We start from the raw sequence: 12,670 nt of genomic DNA, 5'->3' as shown, positions 1-12,670 counted from the left end.
ACCATTAACTGACCAGTTGGTCAGTAATCATGGTGGCACGTGCCGCCGACACCCTCAAGGCCCCCGCGCCGGCCCGGGACGTACGACGGGGCGGCGACCCGCAGGTCGCCGCCCCGTCCTGAGGTCGGACCGGCCTCGCTCACGCGAGGCGGTTGCTGGAGGTGATCAGTACTTGACGGTGCCGATCGTGTTCTTGCCGGACGGCGTGCAGGAGCCGGACATGCCGAACTCCGGCACGCTGAAGTCGAGCTTGGTGATCTTGACGACCGACTTCTTCGCCTTCTTGCCGACGTTGGCCTTGCCCTTGAGGGTCGGCACGGCCAGCGTGGGCTTCACCTCGACGGTCGAGCTGCCCTTGGCCTTCGCGGTCTTCGCGCCGAGCTTCAGCGTCGCGGTCGCCTCGAGCTTGGTGCTGATGCCGAGCCCGTCGGGGATGCCCGCGATCGTCATCGGCGCCATCTTGACGGTGATGTTCGCCTTGGCGGACTTCTTCGCCTTCTTCGCGGTGACGGTGACCTTGCCCTTGTGGTTGAAGTCGCCGAAGGCCGGCAGGCTGCACTTGAACGCGATCGACTTGCTGACCGAGGCCTTCTTCTTCGCGACCGGCTCGGCGGCGTTTGCGGTGCCCATGCCCGCGAGGGGGGCACCGACCATCAGCGCGCCAGCGGCCAGCGCAGCGGCGAGACGAGCACGGGTGGAGGTGGAAGCGGTCATCGAATGACTCCTGATCTGTTGCCCGGGACGGACCGCAGCAGGTCGCCTGCGGTGAGGGCCGAAGGTATACGATCTACGCGCGAGTAGGAAGGGTCTGCGCGGTCCTTCCTCCACTTCCGGCAGCGTCCACCCTCAGAGGTGGTCGGGGACGATCAGCGCGTCGGGGTCCTGGCGCGGGGGCATCCCGGCGAGCGCGATCCGCACCATCTCCACTCGTGCCTTGAGCACGACGGCCCGCTTGAGGCGCCCGCCCTCCTCGCCGAGCCGGGCCTCCACGGCCTCGGTGATCTGGGCGTCGGTGAAGCTCGGACGGGTGCCGGGCTCGACGTCGACGTCCGGCAGCGCTACGAGCACCGGGAGCACCTGCGAGCCGAGCTGGTCGAGCACGCTGAAGCGCTCGAAGCGGCTCATCTTCTCCCAGACCTGGTCGACGTCCTCCCGCTTGCGCCGCCCGCGGCGCTGGGCCCCGACCACCGCCTTGGCACAGGCGGTCAGGCCGGCGGTCATCTCGTGCTCGGTGAAGCGCATGGGGACCAGCCTAGGGTCGCCCCGCCGCCCTGCCGCCCCCTCCCCCCGGCGTACGCAAAGACCCCACGCCGCACCGGCAGGACCGGTACGGCGTGGGGTCGGGGTGACGCGGAGGCGTCGAGGATCAGCTGGCGGCGGCCTCGCGGTCGGCGACCAGGTTGAGCGCGATGTCGATGATCATGTCCTCCTGGCCACCGACGAGGCGGCGACGGCCGCACTCCATCAGGATCGAGCGGACGTCGAGGCCGTAGCGGGCGGCGGCGGTCTCGGCGTGGCGCAGGAAGCTGGAGTACACGCCGGCGTACCCCAGGGTCAGGGTCTCGCGGTCGACGCGCACCGGGCGGTCCTGGAGCGGGCGCACGATGTCGTCGGCGGCGTCCTGGAGCTTGAAGACGTCGCAGCGGTGCTCGAAGCCGGAGTGGTCGGCGACCGCGATGAACGCCTCGATCGGGCAGTTGCCGGCGCCCGCGCCGTGGCCGGCGAGCGAGGCGTCGACGCGGTAGACGCCGTTCTCGACCGCGACGACGGAGTTGGCGACCGAGAGCGAGAGGTTCTCGTGGGCGTGGATGCCGATCTCGGTGCCCGGGTCGAGCACGTCGCGGTAGGCCTTGACCCGCTCCTCGACGCCGCGCATGGTGAGCCGGCCGCCGGAGTCGGTGACGTAGACGCAGTGCGCGCCGTAGGACTCCATCAGCTTGGCCTGCTTGGCGAGCTCCTCGGCGGGCGCCATGTGGCTCATCATCAAGAAGCCCGAGACGTCCATGCCGATCTCGCGGGCGGTGGCGATGTGCTGGGCCGACACGTCGGCCTCGGTGCAGTGGGTCGCCACGCGCACCGAGCGCACACCCAGGCTGTAGGCGTGCTTGAGCTCCTCGATGGTGCCCACGCCGGGCAGCAGCAGGGTGGTCAGCCGGGCGTTGCCGATGACCTCGGCGGCCGCCTCGATCCACTGCCAGTCGGTGTGCGAGCCGGGGCCGTAGTTGACCGAGCCGCCGGCCAGGCCGTCGCCGTGGGCGACCTCGACGGCGTCGACGCCCGCGTCGACCAGGGCCGTGACGATGCGCTTGACGTTGTCGGGGGTGATCCGGTGGCGCACGGCGTGCATGCCGTCGCGCAGGGTGACGTCCTGGACGAAGATCGGGGTCTTCTGCTCGCTCACTGGGCGTTCTCCTTCGCGGCCGCGATCCGCTCGGCGACCTGGAGGCCGGCGGAGGTCATGATGTCGAGGTTGCCGGCGTACGCCGGGAGGTAGTGGGCGGCGCCCTCGACCTCGAGGAAGACCGACACCTGGTGGGTCGGCCGGGTGGTCTCGCCGTCGGCGAGCAGCGTCTCGACCGGCTGGTCGGCGGGGATCTCGGAGATCTGCACCTGCTGCTTGAGGCGGTAGCCGGGCACGTACGCCGCGACGTCGCCGACCATCTTCTCGACCGAGGCGACGATCTCGGCGTGCACCGACTCGTCCGGCGCGGAGACCAGGCAGAAGACCGTGTCGCGCATGATCAGCGGCGGCTCGGCGGGGTTCAGGATGATGACCGCCTTGCCGCGCTTGGCGCCGCCGACGTTGACGATCGCGTTGGAGGTGGTCTCGGTGAACTCGTCGATGTTGGCGCGGGTGCCAGGGCCGGCCGACTTCGAGGCGATGGAGGCCACGATCTCGGCGTACTCGACGGGGACGACGCGGGACACCGCGGCGACGATCGGGATCGTCGCCTGGCCGCCGCAGGTCACCATGTTGACGTTGTCGGCGTCGAGGTGGTCCTCGATGTTGACCGCGGGCACGACGTACGGGCCGATGGCCGCCGGGGTCAGGTCGATCATCCGCTTGCCGAGCGGACGCAGCTTGGCGTCGTTGGCGATGTGGGCCTTCGCCGAGGTCGCGTCGAAGACGATCTCGATGTCCTCGAAGCCCTCCATCGCCATCAGCCCGTCGACGCCCTCGTGGGTGGTCGGGACGCCGAAGCGCGCGGCCCGGGCCAGCCCGTCGGACTCGGGGTCGATGCCGACCATCGCGCCCATCTCGAGGTGCTGGGAGGTGCGCATCACCTTGATCATCAGGTCGGTGCCGATGTTGCCCGACCCGATGATGGCGACCTTGGTCTTCTTCTCGCTCATCACTGGTCCTTGCTGTCGTTGCTGAAACGTGCGGTGACGGTGCCGAGGCCACTGATCTCGGCGGTGACGACCTGGCCGGGCTCGACCGGGCGCATCGGGCCGAGGGCGCCGGAGAGGATGACCTGGCCGGCGCGGAGCGGCTCGCCGAAGGTGCGGGCCTGGTGGGCCAGCCACGCGACGGCCTTGAGCGGGTCGCCGAGGCAGGCCGCGCCGTTGCCGGTGGAGACCTCCTCGCCGTCGATGCTCATCGACATCGTGACCTCGACCGGCTCGACCTCGGCCAGCGTGCGGCGCTCGGCGCCCAGCACGTAGAGCCCGGAGGAGGCGTTGTCGGCCACGGTGTCGGCGAAGGTGATGTCCCAGTTGGTGATCCGGCTGCCGACGATCTCCAGGGAGGCCACGGCGTAGTCGATCGCGTCGCGGATCTGGGCGTCGTCGAGCGGGCCCTCGGCGAGGTCCTTGCCGAGCACGAACGCGACCTCGGCCTCGGCCTTGGGCTGCATCAGCGCCGAGGTCGGGATCTCCGCACCGTCCTCGAAGCCCATGTCGTCGAAGAGCACACCGAAGTCCGGCTGGTCGACACCGAGCTGGGTCTGCACGGCCTCGGAGGTGGCGCCGATCTTGCGGCCGACCACGCGGGCGCCGCGCTCGAGGCGGGCGCCGTTGAGGCGCTCCTGCACGAGGTACGCCGCGGCGACGTCGTCGGGGCCGATCAGGTCGCGCACCGGGGCGCAGGGGGTGCCGGAGAAGTGCGCCTCGATGAGGCGGTCGCCGGCGGCGGCGATGGAGGCCGGGTCGACGGTGGTGGTCGGCCGGGCGTTGTCGCCGGCCGGGACGTCGTACGAGCGAGTGGTCATGTCCTGCTTTCTGGATCGACCGAGGTGGTGACGGCTTCACCCTCCCCTCCCCACCCCGCCCCGGCCACCCGTTCGTCTCGCTCACCGATACATTGGGGCGAATTGTTTGCCGCCCGCCCAGGAGGACCGCGTGGGACCCGTGCGATGAGCGACGCCGACCTCGACACCGTGCTCGGCAAGGCGGTCACGATCCTGCGCGCGTTCACCGTCGACGACCAGGTGCTGTCGCTGGCGGAGCTGGTACGCCGTACCGGCCTGCACAAGGCGACCGCCCACCGGCTGGCCCGCGACCTGGTCGCCAACCGATTGCTGGACCGGGTCGAACCGGGCGGCTACCGGCTCAGCGGCGGGCTCTTCGAGCTCGGCATGCGCGCGTCGGTGGAGCGCAGCCTGCTGGAGGTGGCGATGCCGTTCCTGCAGGACCTCTACGAGCGCACCCACGAGACCGTGCACCTGGGCGTGCGCGAGGGCACCGAGGTCGTCTACGTCGCCAAGATCGGCGGGCACCGCCAGGCGGTCGCGCCGTCGCGGACCGGTGGCCGGATGCCGCTGCACTGCACCGCGATCGGCAAGGCGCTGCTCGCCCACGCCGACCCGGCACTGCGCCAGCAGGTGCTCACCGGACCGCTGGAGCGCCGCACGCCCCGCACCGTCGTGGCGCCCGGGCTGCTGCAACGCCAGCTCGAGGCCGTCCTGGAGACCGGGGTCGCCTTCGAGCACGAGGAGTCGGCGCCCGGGCTGACCTGCGTCGCCGCGCCCGTGCTGGTGCGCGGCACCGAGGCGGTCGCCGCGATCAGCGTCACCGGACCGACCACCCGGTTCCGCCCCGACCAGCACGTCGCCGCCGTCCGCGCCGCGGCCGCCGGCCTGGCCAGCACCGTCGCCCGCCGCGAGGCCCTGGCCCCCTGACCCTCCCCCGCCGTACGCCGAGAGCGTGGGGGTCAGCCGGCGGTCGCGGTCGCCGGTTCGTCCTCGACACCGGGCGTCGGGGCGACCGGTCGTACGTCGCCGCCGCGGCCCACCCAGCCGAGGCCGGGCTGGTAGCGGCGCACCACCTTGGCCGGGGCGCCGGCGACGATCGCGTGGTCGGGGACCTCGCCGCGCACCACCGAGCCGGCGGCGACCACGACGTTGCGGCCCAGCCGGGTGCCGGGCAGCAGGATCGCGCCGTGCCCGATCCAGGACCCGGACCCGACCACGACCGGGTCGTGGGTGCCGAACTGCTGCCCGATCGGCACGTCGGGGCGCTGGTAGCCGTGGCTGGCGTCGGAGACGAAGACGTCCTGGCCGAACCACACGTCGTCGCCGATCTCGATCGACTCGTGCGCGGTCAGGCAGGTGCGGGCCCCGATCACGCAGCGGTCGCCGATGACCAGCCCGCGCGGCGACGCGCCAGGGTCGCCGGGGCCGTACCCGACCGACAGCGTCACCTGGCGTCCGATGAGCGTGCGATCCCCGACGTGGATGCAGTGCTCGTTCATCAGCGTCGCGAGCGGGAAGCCGATGCAGCTGCCCTCCCCGAGGTGGCCGAACCGGTCCCCGCGGTGGGTGCCCGGGGCGATCTCCCCGGCGGTCTCGACCCAGCGCCAGGCGGCGTGGACGGCCCGGTTGACCCATCTGCTCGGCGGCTTCACGCCCGCGAGCGTAGCGGCGCGCCCTCCGGGTCGGCCGCGAGCGCGCGCGCCTCGAAGGCGAGCACGTCGGCGAGCAGCGCCTCGTCCTCCGGTGTCGCGCCGCCGAACCCGCCGTGCCCGGCGGCCTCCAGTACCCGCAGCTCCACCGGCACCCCGGCGTCGAGCAGCCGGCGGTGCATCCGCACGGCGTTGGAGAGGAAGAGGTCGCGGGTGCCCGACTGCAGGAACGTCGGCGGGAAGCCGGTGACATCGCCGAACAGCGGCGAGAGGTGCGGGTCCGCCAGGTCGCGGCCCCCGGCGTAGAGGCGGCTGGCCAGCGGCATCGGCGCGAGCCCAGCCGCGCCGCGCAGCGTGCGGAAGCTGTCCCCGGACTCAGTGAGGTCGAGCGCGGGGCTGAGCAGCACCAACCCGGCCGGCAGCGCGAGGCCCGCCTCGCGGGCCTGCAGCACCAGGGCCGCCGCCAGGTTGCCGCCGGCGGAGAAGCCGCTGACCACGACACGACCGGGCCCGCGCCGCGCCACCGCCTCCCGGTAGACGGCCAGACAGTCCTCCAGCGCCGCCGGGAACGGGTGGTCCGGGGGCATCCGGTAGTCCACCGCCCAGGTGACCGCGTCCCGCCGTACCGCCGCCGGGGCGTTCGCGCGCCACGCCAGCTCGCCGCCTCCGGAGACCATCGCACCGCCGTGCAGCTCCACGACCACGGGCGCCCCGTTCGGATCCGCCAAGCACGCCGGCACCAGCTCGTACGCCGCGGCGCCGGCGATCTCGACCCGGGTCACGCGCAGCTCCCCCTCCTGCGGCTGTCGCACGGCGAGGGCAGCAACCGTCAGCGCGTCGAGGAGCTCGGCGTAGCGGCGCCACCCCGCCAGGTCGTCGAGCGCGGGCTCGGGCACCGGCTCCCCACGTGGCCGGGCGAGCACCGCCCGCGCGGCGGCGCTCAGCCCGGCCGGGGGCGGCGGCTGCTGCTCGGGCATCGCGGCCGCCTCAGCCGCGCTTCTTGGCGCGCACCTGCACCTTGACCGCGAGCGGTCGGTGGTCGGAGCGCAGCCCGTCGATGACCACCTGCCGGGTCGGCACCAGGACGTCGCGGCGCAGCGCCCGGCGGCCCACCATCACGTAGTCGATGTGGCGTCCCGTGCCCGGATGGGTGAGCGCGACGGCGTCGTTGCCGCCGAGGACCTGCCAGCTCGACCGCAGCGTGTCGCGCAGCTGGGCGAACATCATCGCGGGGTGGCGCACCTCGAGGTCGACGAACGCGTCGACGTTGAAGTCGCCGAGCACGATCGGCTGGCCGGGTGCCCGTGCGATCGCCGACTCGAGGCGGTCCCAATGTTGCTGGGCCCACCGGATCCGCGGGCGGACCGGATGCCCGGGCCTGCCCTGCCCCTGCGACTCGATGGTCGGGATCACGTGGTTGTTGAAGACCGACAGCACCCGGCCGGTCGCCCGGTGACGCAGCGTGACCCGGTTGAAGAACTTGCGCGGCACGTCCTTGCGGTGCCGCTTGAGGGTCGCGGCCCGGTGTGCGAGATAGATCTCGGTCTCCACGAGCTCGAACTCCGAGCGGCGCCACGAGATCGGGTCCTGGCGCGCCTCGCCGCTGGGCACCCACGTCGCCCAGCCGTGCTTGCGCAGCCGGTGCAGGGCCTTGTCGCGCCCCCACATCTCCTGCCAGCCGATGATGTCCAGCCGCGGCCTCGCGGCCAGCTCTCGGATGTCGCGGCGCGCGGCCCTCGCGGGCATCTCGCGGAACATGTTGTAGGTCGCCACCCAGATCGGCGCCCGCTCCCGCCCCCGCTCGGCCGGCGCGGCGGAGGCCGCTCCGGGCAGCAGCGACAGCGCGATCACGAGCGACAAGGCGAGGGCGACGGCGGTACGGCGCATGACTTCTCCGGGATCGACGGCACGGCCGCTGGCAAGGTACCCCGCCGCGTGGGGTGCCCTTCTGCGCGCAGCAGGCGTTGTATCGGTGGATGGACACCCTCGCGCGCATCCCGACCGCCCGCATGCACCTGGGGCTGATGCTGGCGCTGACCTTCGCCACCGGCATCGTCGACGCCCTGTGCTACCTCGGGCTCGACCAGGTCTTCACCGCCAACATGACCGGCAACGTGCTGCTCCTGGGCATGGCCGTCGGCGAGGGCGGCGACCTGACGCTCCTCGGCCCGGTGCTCGCGCTCGTCGGGTTCGTGGTCGGCGGGGCACTCGTCGGCCGGGTCCTCAAGGACTCCCACGAGCCGTGGAGCGCACTCTCCACCGGGCTGCTCTCCCTTGTCGCGGTCGTCGTCCTGGCCGTCGGCGTGGTGCTGCTGGTCACCGGTGGCGAGCCGCACCGCGTGGTCCGCCTCACCGTCACGGCCGCGCTCGGGGTGGCGATGGGCACCCAGGCCGCGGCAGCCCGGTTCATCGCGGTCAAGGACGTCACGACCATCGTGGTCACCGGCACCATCACCGCGCTCGCGATCGACTCCCCGCTCGGCAACGGGCGCCAGCGCTCCGCGGGACGCCGCACCGCTGCGGTCGTGCTGCTCGTGGCCGGTGCCGCGCTCGGCGCGCTCCTGCTGACCTGGAACCTGGCCGCCGCCCTGCTGCTCGCGGGCCTCCTCATCGCCGTCGTCACCGTCCTCGGCGACCTGCACGCGCGCGCCGTACGCGCCGCCGCACCGTCGCCGCTCCAGCCCTGACGTCGCAGCCCTGACGTCGCAGCCCTCGTCGTCAGGCGCGCTTGCTACGCATCGCCCGGAGGACCGTGAGCTCCTCGGAGGCGAGATGGGCGGCGTACTCCGCGGAGTCCACCGCGCAGAGCGCGATCCGGCCCTCCGCGTCGAACACCAGCCCCCACCCGTGGGTGCGGGCGAGCGGGGAGGTCCGCAGGCACGGCTGCTCCTTGGCGAAGAACTGGGCGCGCAGCCCGGCCCGCTCCTCCGGCGTCACGTCGAGGCCCTGGCGGGCGAACCAGGACTCGAAGAGGACGTCCTCCTGGGTGAAGGTGTAGGGCTGCTCGGCGAGCATGTCGTACTGGATCTGCGCGACCGTGCGCGACGACCCGCGAGGAACCGGCACCTTGCCGTGGTCGGCCTTGCAGTCGTCGGCCACCGCGATGAACGTCGTCCGGTAGTCCATGGTGTCTCCTCCGCGTGCAGTCGGGAGTGCTGCCTGTCCCGGACGCTAGCGGCACCCGGGGACAACGACGCGCCGCGCGACCCCGTGGATCACCGCCCGCTCATTGCCGCCGGGACGTGCCGTCCCTATCGCAGGGGCGGGCACGCGTCGTTCGGCAGGTGCTCCTCCGCCCACGTCGACAGCGCCCTCATCGCCGGCAGGATCGCGTGCCCGGCCTCGGTGAGGTCGTAGAGCACCGACACCGGGGGCCCCTCCTCCACGGAGCGCCGCACCAGCCCCGCGCCGGACAGCTCGCTCAACCGATCCGAGAGCATCGAGTCGCTGATCCCGGCGATGGCGCGCTTGAGATCGGCGAATCCGGCCGGCCCCTCCAGGAGCGTCGCCAGCAGCACGCCGTTCCACCGCTTGCCCAGGAAGCCGAACGCGCGGATGAGTGCGCCGCTGCACGCCCGCGGGTCGTGACCCGCCGCGTCCGGAGCCGCCTCTTTCGCCATGCCGCCAGCCTACCCGTCACCACACCTGCTGAACTAGGTGCTATGTTTTTCGTAGTACCTAGTCAATCCCAAGCAGCACGTTCAGGAGCGGTCATGACCCAAGCACCCCCCACCCTCTTCGCCCTCGAGGAGCAGGCGCGTGCGCTCCTGTTCACCGAGGCCCGGACGGCGAACACCTTCGCCGACACCCCGGTCACCGACCAGGAGCTCTCCGCGATCTGGGAGCTCGCCCGCTGGTCGCCGTCCGCGGCCAACACCCAGCCGCTGCGCGTGCTGTTCGTGCGCACCGAGGAGGGCAAGGCCCGACTGATCCCCCACCTCGCCGAGGGCAATCGCGCGAAGGCCGCAGGCGCACCGGTCGTCGCCGTCATGGCCTACGACCTCGACTTCCACGAGCACATGCCCACCGTCTTCCCGGCCCGCGGCGAGCAGATGCGCGAGAACCTCGGCGGCCAGCCTCAGCTGCGCGAGGGCATGGCCCGCCAGTCCGCCTCGCTCCAGACCGGCGTGTTCCTCCTCGCCGTGCGCGCCACTGGCCTCGCGGCCGGCCCGATGGGCGGGTTCGACGCCGCCGGCATCGACGCGGAGTTCTTCGCCGGTACGACGTGGCGCAGCCACCTGGTCGTCAACATCGGCCACCCCGGCGTCGACCCGTGGTTCCCGCGCCTGCCGCGCCTCGAGCACGATCAGGCCCTCGCCTGGGCGTGAGACGCAGCCGACCTCCGACGAAATGGCGACAGCCCCTGCCCGCGTCGCGGGTCAGGGGCTGTGTCGTGGAGCCGCCTGTCGGAATCGAACCGACGACCTAATCATTACGAGTGATTCGCTCTACCGACTGAGCTAAGGCGGCGTGTCGCCCGGCACGCCGGACAACCCGGCAGAGCATACCGATGCCGCAGGCCGGGCGCGAAACCGGCACCCACCCCGCGGCGGCACTCCGACGCAGTCAGGCGACGGGTCAGGCGACGAGCTCGACCTCGCGCGGACGGCGGGGCTCCGCGACCAGGCTCAGCGGCGCGGACTGGGTGGCGCCGCACCAGCAGGTGAAGGTGGCGACCGGGCCGCGAGCACCCTTGGCAACCGCAGTGACCTGGCTGGGGAAGATGAGCTGGCGCTTGTCGCAGGCGCTGCAGACGTGGGTGAACACCGCGGTTTCCTTTCCGTGGGTGAGATCCGGGGACGTCACCATCCTCCCGCGCGCCCAGAGCAAGGGGTAGCCTTGCTTTCCTCGATTCGTCATAGGCTTGACCTATGCTTTCGCTACACCAGCTCACCTGCTTCCTCGCCGCCTACGAGCACGGCTCGCTCACCGCGGCCGCCGAGCACCTCGGCTACGCGCAGCCCTCGGTGTCCGAGCAGATCCGCAGCCTCGAGCGCACCCTCGGCGTGGAGCTCTTCCGCCGCGTCGGTCGCGGAGTCGTCCCCACCGGGGCCGCTGACTCACTGCGCCCCCACGCCGAGCAGGCCCTCACCGCGGTCCGCGAGGCCCAGCAGGCCGTCCAACGGGTCCGCTCCCTGGAGACCGGGACCATCCGGTTCGGCATGTTCGGCACCGCACGGCTGTACGCCGGGGCGGGCCTGGTCGCCGACGTGCTCGCCCGACACCCCGGCGTCCGCGTCGAGCTGGTCGGACAGAACTCCCTCGACGTCCAGGACGACCTGCGCCGCGGCCGCCTGGAGGCGGCGATGATCGCGGTCTCCAGCGCGACCAGCGAGGGGCTGACGATCACGCCGGTGGCTCGCGACGAGCTGGTCTACATCAGCGCTGATCCCGACCGCCTGGCCAGCCCGCTCACCGCACACCGGCTGGCGCAGGCCTCGCTGGTGATGCCCGAGACCACCTGGCGCGCCCGCGACTCCACCCGGATCGTGCTGCGCCAGATGCTGCACGAGACCGGGCGCAACCCGCAGACCCGCATCGAGGTCGAGGACGTCGAGACCGCCGTCGAGCTGGTCGGCATGGGACTCGCCGACTCGGTCGTCAACAAGGGCGCGGCGCTCCAGCTGCTCCCCCGCCTCGCCCCCGGCGCCGGCTGGGTCTCGCTGCGCCCGCGGCAGTACGACACGATCGCGATCGTGCACCGCGCCGGCGCCGCCCTCTCCCCCGCGGCACGGCTGATGATCGAACTCGCCACCGCCCGCATCCAGGCGATCGCGGACCCGGTCCACCCGCACTGATCGCCCCAGCGGGCCGGGAGTGGCGGACCAGGGCATTTAAGTCTAGTTTGTGAATAGACAAGGACGATCACGAAGGACGGATCCCCATGACCCTCAACCTCGAGCGCCAGGCCCCCGCCGTGCGCCAGATCGGCGGGCGGATCGGCGCCCGCATCGACGGCGTCCGCCTCGGCGCCGATCTCGACCCCGAGATCGTGGCGACGATCCGGGCCGCCCTGCTGCGCCACAAGGTGCTCTTCGTCCGCGGTCAGGAGCATCTCGACGACGCCGGCCAGCTCGCCTTCGCCGAGCAGCTCGGCACCCTCACCACCGCGCACCCCACAGTCAACAGCGGCAGCGCCCACGTGCTCACCCTCAACGCGACCCGCGGCATGGCCGCGAACAGCTGGCACACCGACGTCACCTTCGTCGACCGGATCCCCGCCATCAGCATCCTGCGCGGCGTCCACATCCCGCCGTACGGCGGCACCACGGTGTGGGCCAACACCGTCGCGGCGTACGACGCGCTCACCCCGCCGCTGCGCGCCCTGGTCGACACCCTCTGGGCACGCCACACCAACGAGTACGACTACGCCGCCGCCATCGAGGACCCCGAGGACGACGACCAGCACGAGGGCGCGTTCTCGCGCGAGGAGTTCCGCTCGACCTACTACGAGGCCGAGCACCCGGTCGTGCGCGTGCACCCCGAGACCGGCGAGCGCTCGCTGCTGCTCGGACACTTCGTGAAGCGGTTCGTCGGGCTCAACAGCTCCGAGTCGAGCGCGGTCTTCCAGCTGCTGCAGAACCGCGTCACCCGGTTGGAGAACACCGTGCGGTGGACCTGGCAGCCCGGCGACGTGGCGCTGTGGGACAACCGGGCCACCCAGCACTACGCGGTCGCGGACTTCGACCACCACCGCCGCGAGGTGCGCCGCGTGACGCTGGTCGGCGACGCCCCGGTCTCCGTCGACGGACGCACCAGCACCGTGGTGGCCGGCTCCTCCGACGCCTACACCCGCATCGAGGAGCTGATCAGCTGAGGTGGGCGCCG

At 72.3% G+C, this 12,670-nt stretch carries 16 protein-coding genes and 1 tRNA gene; 5 read left to right on the top strand and 12 right to left on the bottom strand.

Features of this window, described 5'->3' with window-relative positions; all coding sequences use genetic code 11:
* Positions 1–165: 165 nt before the first annotated feature.
* From HBO46_RS01315 to HBO46_RS01295, 5 genes are all read right to left on the bottom strand, one after another.
* A complete protein-coding gene (locus tag HBO46_RS01315) occupies positions 166–714 on the bottom strand; it encodes a hypothetical protein (RefSeq protein ID WP_166135806.1) in 549 nt (182 codons plus the stop codon).
* Between the two features lie 132 nt (positions 715–846).
* Positions 847–1,242: a hypothetical protein gene (locus tag HBO46_RS01310; protein ID WP_166135803.1), complete on the bottom strand. Its 396-nt coding sequence runs from the start codon at positions 1,240–1,242 to the stop codon at positions 847–849.
* A 124-nt stretch (positions 1,243–1,366) separates the two neighbouring features.
* Entirely contained in the window at positions 1,367–2,401 is a 1,035-nt protein-coding gene (dmpG, locus tag HBO46_RS01305; RefSeq protein ID WP_166135800.1) for a 4-hydroxy-2-oxovalerate aldolase, read from the bottom strand.
* Positions 2,398–3,354 carry an acetaldehyde dehydrogenase (acetylating) gene (locus HBO46_RS01300; protein ID WP_166135797.1) on the bottom strand — a complete coding sequence of 319 codons (957 nt, stop codon included), beginning with the start codon at positions 3,352–3,354 and terminating at the stop codon, positions 2,398–2,400. Before HBO46_RS01300 ends, dmpG begins: the two co-directional genes overlap by 4 nt.
* Entirely contained in the window at positions 3,354–4,211 is an 858-nt protein-coding gene (locus HBO46_RS01295; RefSeq protein ID WP_153321771.1) for a 2-keto-4-pentenoate hydratase, read from the bottom strand. Before HBO46_RS01295 ends, HBO46_RS01300 begins: the two co-directional genes overlap by 1 nt.
* A 144-nt stretch (positions 4,212–4,355) precedes the next feature.
* Between HBO46_RS01295 and HBO46_RS01290 the strand changes: the two genes are divergently transcribed.
* Complete coding sequence (locus HBO46_RS01290; RefSeq protein ID WP_166135793.1) at positions 4,356–5,120, top strand: IclR family transcriptional regulator; 765 nt, start codon at positions 4,356–4,358, stop codon at positions 5,118–5,120.
* A 32-nt stretch (positions 5,121–5,152) separates the two neighbouring features.
* On the opposite strand, the gene HBO46_RS01285 is transcribed toward HBO46_RS01290, so the two are convergent.
* Genes HBO46_RS01285 through HBO46_RS01275 form a run of 3 tightly spaced genes read right to left on the bottom strand, consistent with a single transcriptional unit; the run spans position 5,153 to position 7,729 of the window.
* Complete coding sequence (locus HBO46_RS01285) at positions 5,153–5,845, bottom strand: acyltransferase (protein ID WP_166135790.1); 693 nt, start codon at positions 5,843–5,845, stop codon at positions 5,153–5,155.
* Positions 5,842–6,819 (bottom strand): alpha/beta hydrolase, encoded by a 978-nt coding sequence (locus HBO46_RS01280; protein WP_166135787.1) that lies wholly within the window; start codon positions 6,817–6,819, stop codon positions 5,842–5,844. Before HBO46_RS01280 ends, HBO46_RS01285 begins: the two co-directional genes overlap by 4 nt.
* Before the next feature lie 10 nt (positions 6,820–6,829).
* Positions 6,830–7,729: an endonuclease/exonuclease/phosphatase family protein gene (locus HBO46_RS01275; RefSeq protein WP_166135784.1), complete on the bottom strand. Its 900-nt coding sequence runs from the start codon at positions 7,727–7,729 to the stop codon at positions 6,830–6,832.
* 89 nt (positions 7,730–7,818) lie between these two features.
* On the opposite strand from HBO46_RS01275, the gene HBO46_RS01270 reads away from it, so the two are divergent.
* The gene (locus tag HBO46_RS01270; RefSeq protein WP_166135781.1) at positions 7,819–8,529 is read left to right on the top strand and encodes a YoaK family protein; all 711 of its coding nucleotides are present in this window, start codon (positions 7,819–7,821) and stop codon (positions 8,527–8,529) included.
* 31 nt (positions 8,530–8,560) lie between these two features.
* Here HBO46_RS01270 and HBO46_RS01265 read toward each other — a convergent pair whose 3' ends face one another.
* Positions 8,561–8,968: a DUF6157 family protein gene (locus tag HBO46_RS01265; protein WP_191480187.1), complete on the bottom strand. Its 408-nt coding sequence runs from the start codon at positions 8,966–8,968 to the stop codon at positions 8,561–8,563.
* A 125-nt stretch (positions 8,969–9,093) separates the two neighbouring features.
* A complete protein-coding gene (locus HBO46_RS01260) occupies positions 9,094–9,462 on the bottom strand; it encodes a winged helix-turn-helix transcriptional regulator (protein ID WP_166135778.1) in 369 nt (122 codons plus the stop codon).
* Between the two features lie 93 nt (positions 9,463–9,555).
* On the opposite strand from HBO46_RS01260, the gene HBO46_RS01255 reads away from it, so the two are divergent.
* The gene (locus HBO46_RS01255; RefSeq protein ID WP_166135775.1) at positions 9,556–10,170 is read left to right on the top strand and encodes a malonic semialdehyde reductase; all 615 of its coding nucleotides are present in this window, start codon (positions 9,556–9,558) and stop codon (positions 10,168–10,170) included.
* Between the two features lie 66 nt (positions 10,171–10,236).
* Here HBO46_RS01255 and HBO46_RS01250 read toward each other — a convergent pair.
* Positions 10,237–10,312, bottom strand: a tRNA-Thr gene (locus HBO46_RS01250).
* A gap of 108 nt (positions 10,313–10,420) precedes the next feature.
* Positions 10,421–10,609 (bottom strand): hypothetical protein, encoded by a 189-nt coding sequence (locus HBO46_RS01245; RefSeq protein ID WP_166135772.1) that lies wholly within the window; start codon positions 10,607–10,609, stop codon positions 10,421–10,423.
* Between the two features lie 104 nt (positions 10,610–10,713).
* On the opposite strand from HBO46_RS01245, the gene HBO46_RS01240 reads away from it, so the two are divergent.
* Both HBO46_RS01240 and HBO46_RS01235 read left to right on the top strand, forming a co-directional pair.
* Complete coding sequence (locus HBO46_RS01240; protein WP_166135769.1) at positions 10,714–11,640, top strand: LysR family transcriptional regulator; 927 nt, start codon at positions 10,714–10,716, stop codon at positions 11,638–11,640.
* Between the two features lie 86 nt (positions 11,641–11,726).
* On the top strand, positions 11,727–12,659 hold the full coding sequence (locus HBO46_RS01235; RefSeq protein ID WP_166135766.1) for a TauD/TfdA dioxygenase family protein: 933 nt from the start codon (positions 11,727–11,729) through the stop codon (positions 12,657–12,659).
* The last annotated feature ends 11 nt before the right edge of the window (positions 12,660–12,670 follow it).

The organism is Nocardioides ochotonae (assembly GCF_011420305.2).
GTDB lineage: Bacteria > Actinomycetota > Actinomycetes > Propionibacteriales > Nocardioidaceae > Nocardioides > Nocardioides ochotonae.
The sequence above is the reverse complement of the archived record's forward strand: the minus strand, read 5'-3'. Positions and strand labels throughout refer to the sequence as shown.

Coding starts and splice junctions, on each gene's coding strand:
- HBO46_RS01315 (WP_166135806.1), bottom strand. CDS start 714: ATGACCGCTTCCACCTCCACCCGTGCTCGTCTCGCCGCTGCGCTGGCC.
- HBO46_RS01310 (WP_166135803.1), bottom strand. CDS start 1,242: ATGCGCTTCACCGAGCACGAGATGACCGCCGGCCTGACCGCCTGTGCC.
- HBO46_RS01300 (WP_166135797.1), bottom strand. CDS start 3,354: ATGAGCGAGAAGAAGACCAAGGTCGCCATCATCGGGTCGGGCAACATC.
- HBO46_RS01295 (WP_153321771.1), bottom strand. CDS start 4,211: ATGACCACTCGCTCGTACGACGTCCCGGCCGGCGACAACGCCCGGCCG.
- HBO46_RS01290 (WP_166135793.1), top strand. CDS start 4,356: ATGAGCGACGCCGACCTCGACACCGTGCTCGGCAAGGCGGTCACGATC.
- HBO46_RS01280 (WP_166135787.1), bottom strand. CDS start 6,819: ATGCCCGAGCAGCAGCCGCCGCCCCCGGCCGGGCTGAGCGCCGCCGCG.
- HBO46_RS01275 (WP_166135784.1), bottom strand. CDS start 7,729: ATGCGCCGTACCGCCGTCGCCCTCGCCTTGTCGCTCGTGATCGCGCTG.
- HBO46_RS01270 (WP_166135781.1), top strand. CDS start 7,819: ATGGACACCCTCGCGCGCATCCCGACCGCCCGCATGCACCTGGGGCTG.
- HBO46_RS01265 (WP_191480187.1), bottom strand. CDS start 8,968: ATGGACTACCGGACGACGTTCATCGCGGTGGCCGACGACTGCAAGGCC.
- HBO46_RS01260 (WP_166135778.1), bottom strand. CDS start 9,462: ATGGCGAAAGAGGCGGCTCCGGACGCGGCGGGTCACGACCCGCGGGCG.
- HBO46_RS01255 (WP_166135775.1), top strand. CDS start 9,556: ATGACCCAAGCACCCCCCACCCTCTTCGCCCTCGAGGAGCAGGCGCGT.
- HBO46_RS01240 (WP_166135769.1), top strand. CDS start 10,714: ATGCTTTCGCTACACCAGCTCACCTGCTTCCTCGCCGCCTACGAGCAC.
- HBO46_RS01235 (WP_166135766.1), top strand. CDS start 11,727: ATGACCCTCAACCTCGAGCGCCAGGCCCCCGCCGTGCGCCAGATCGGC.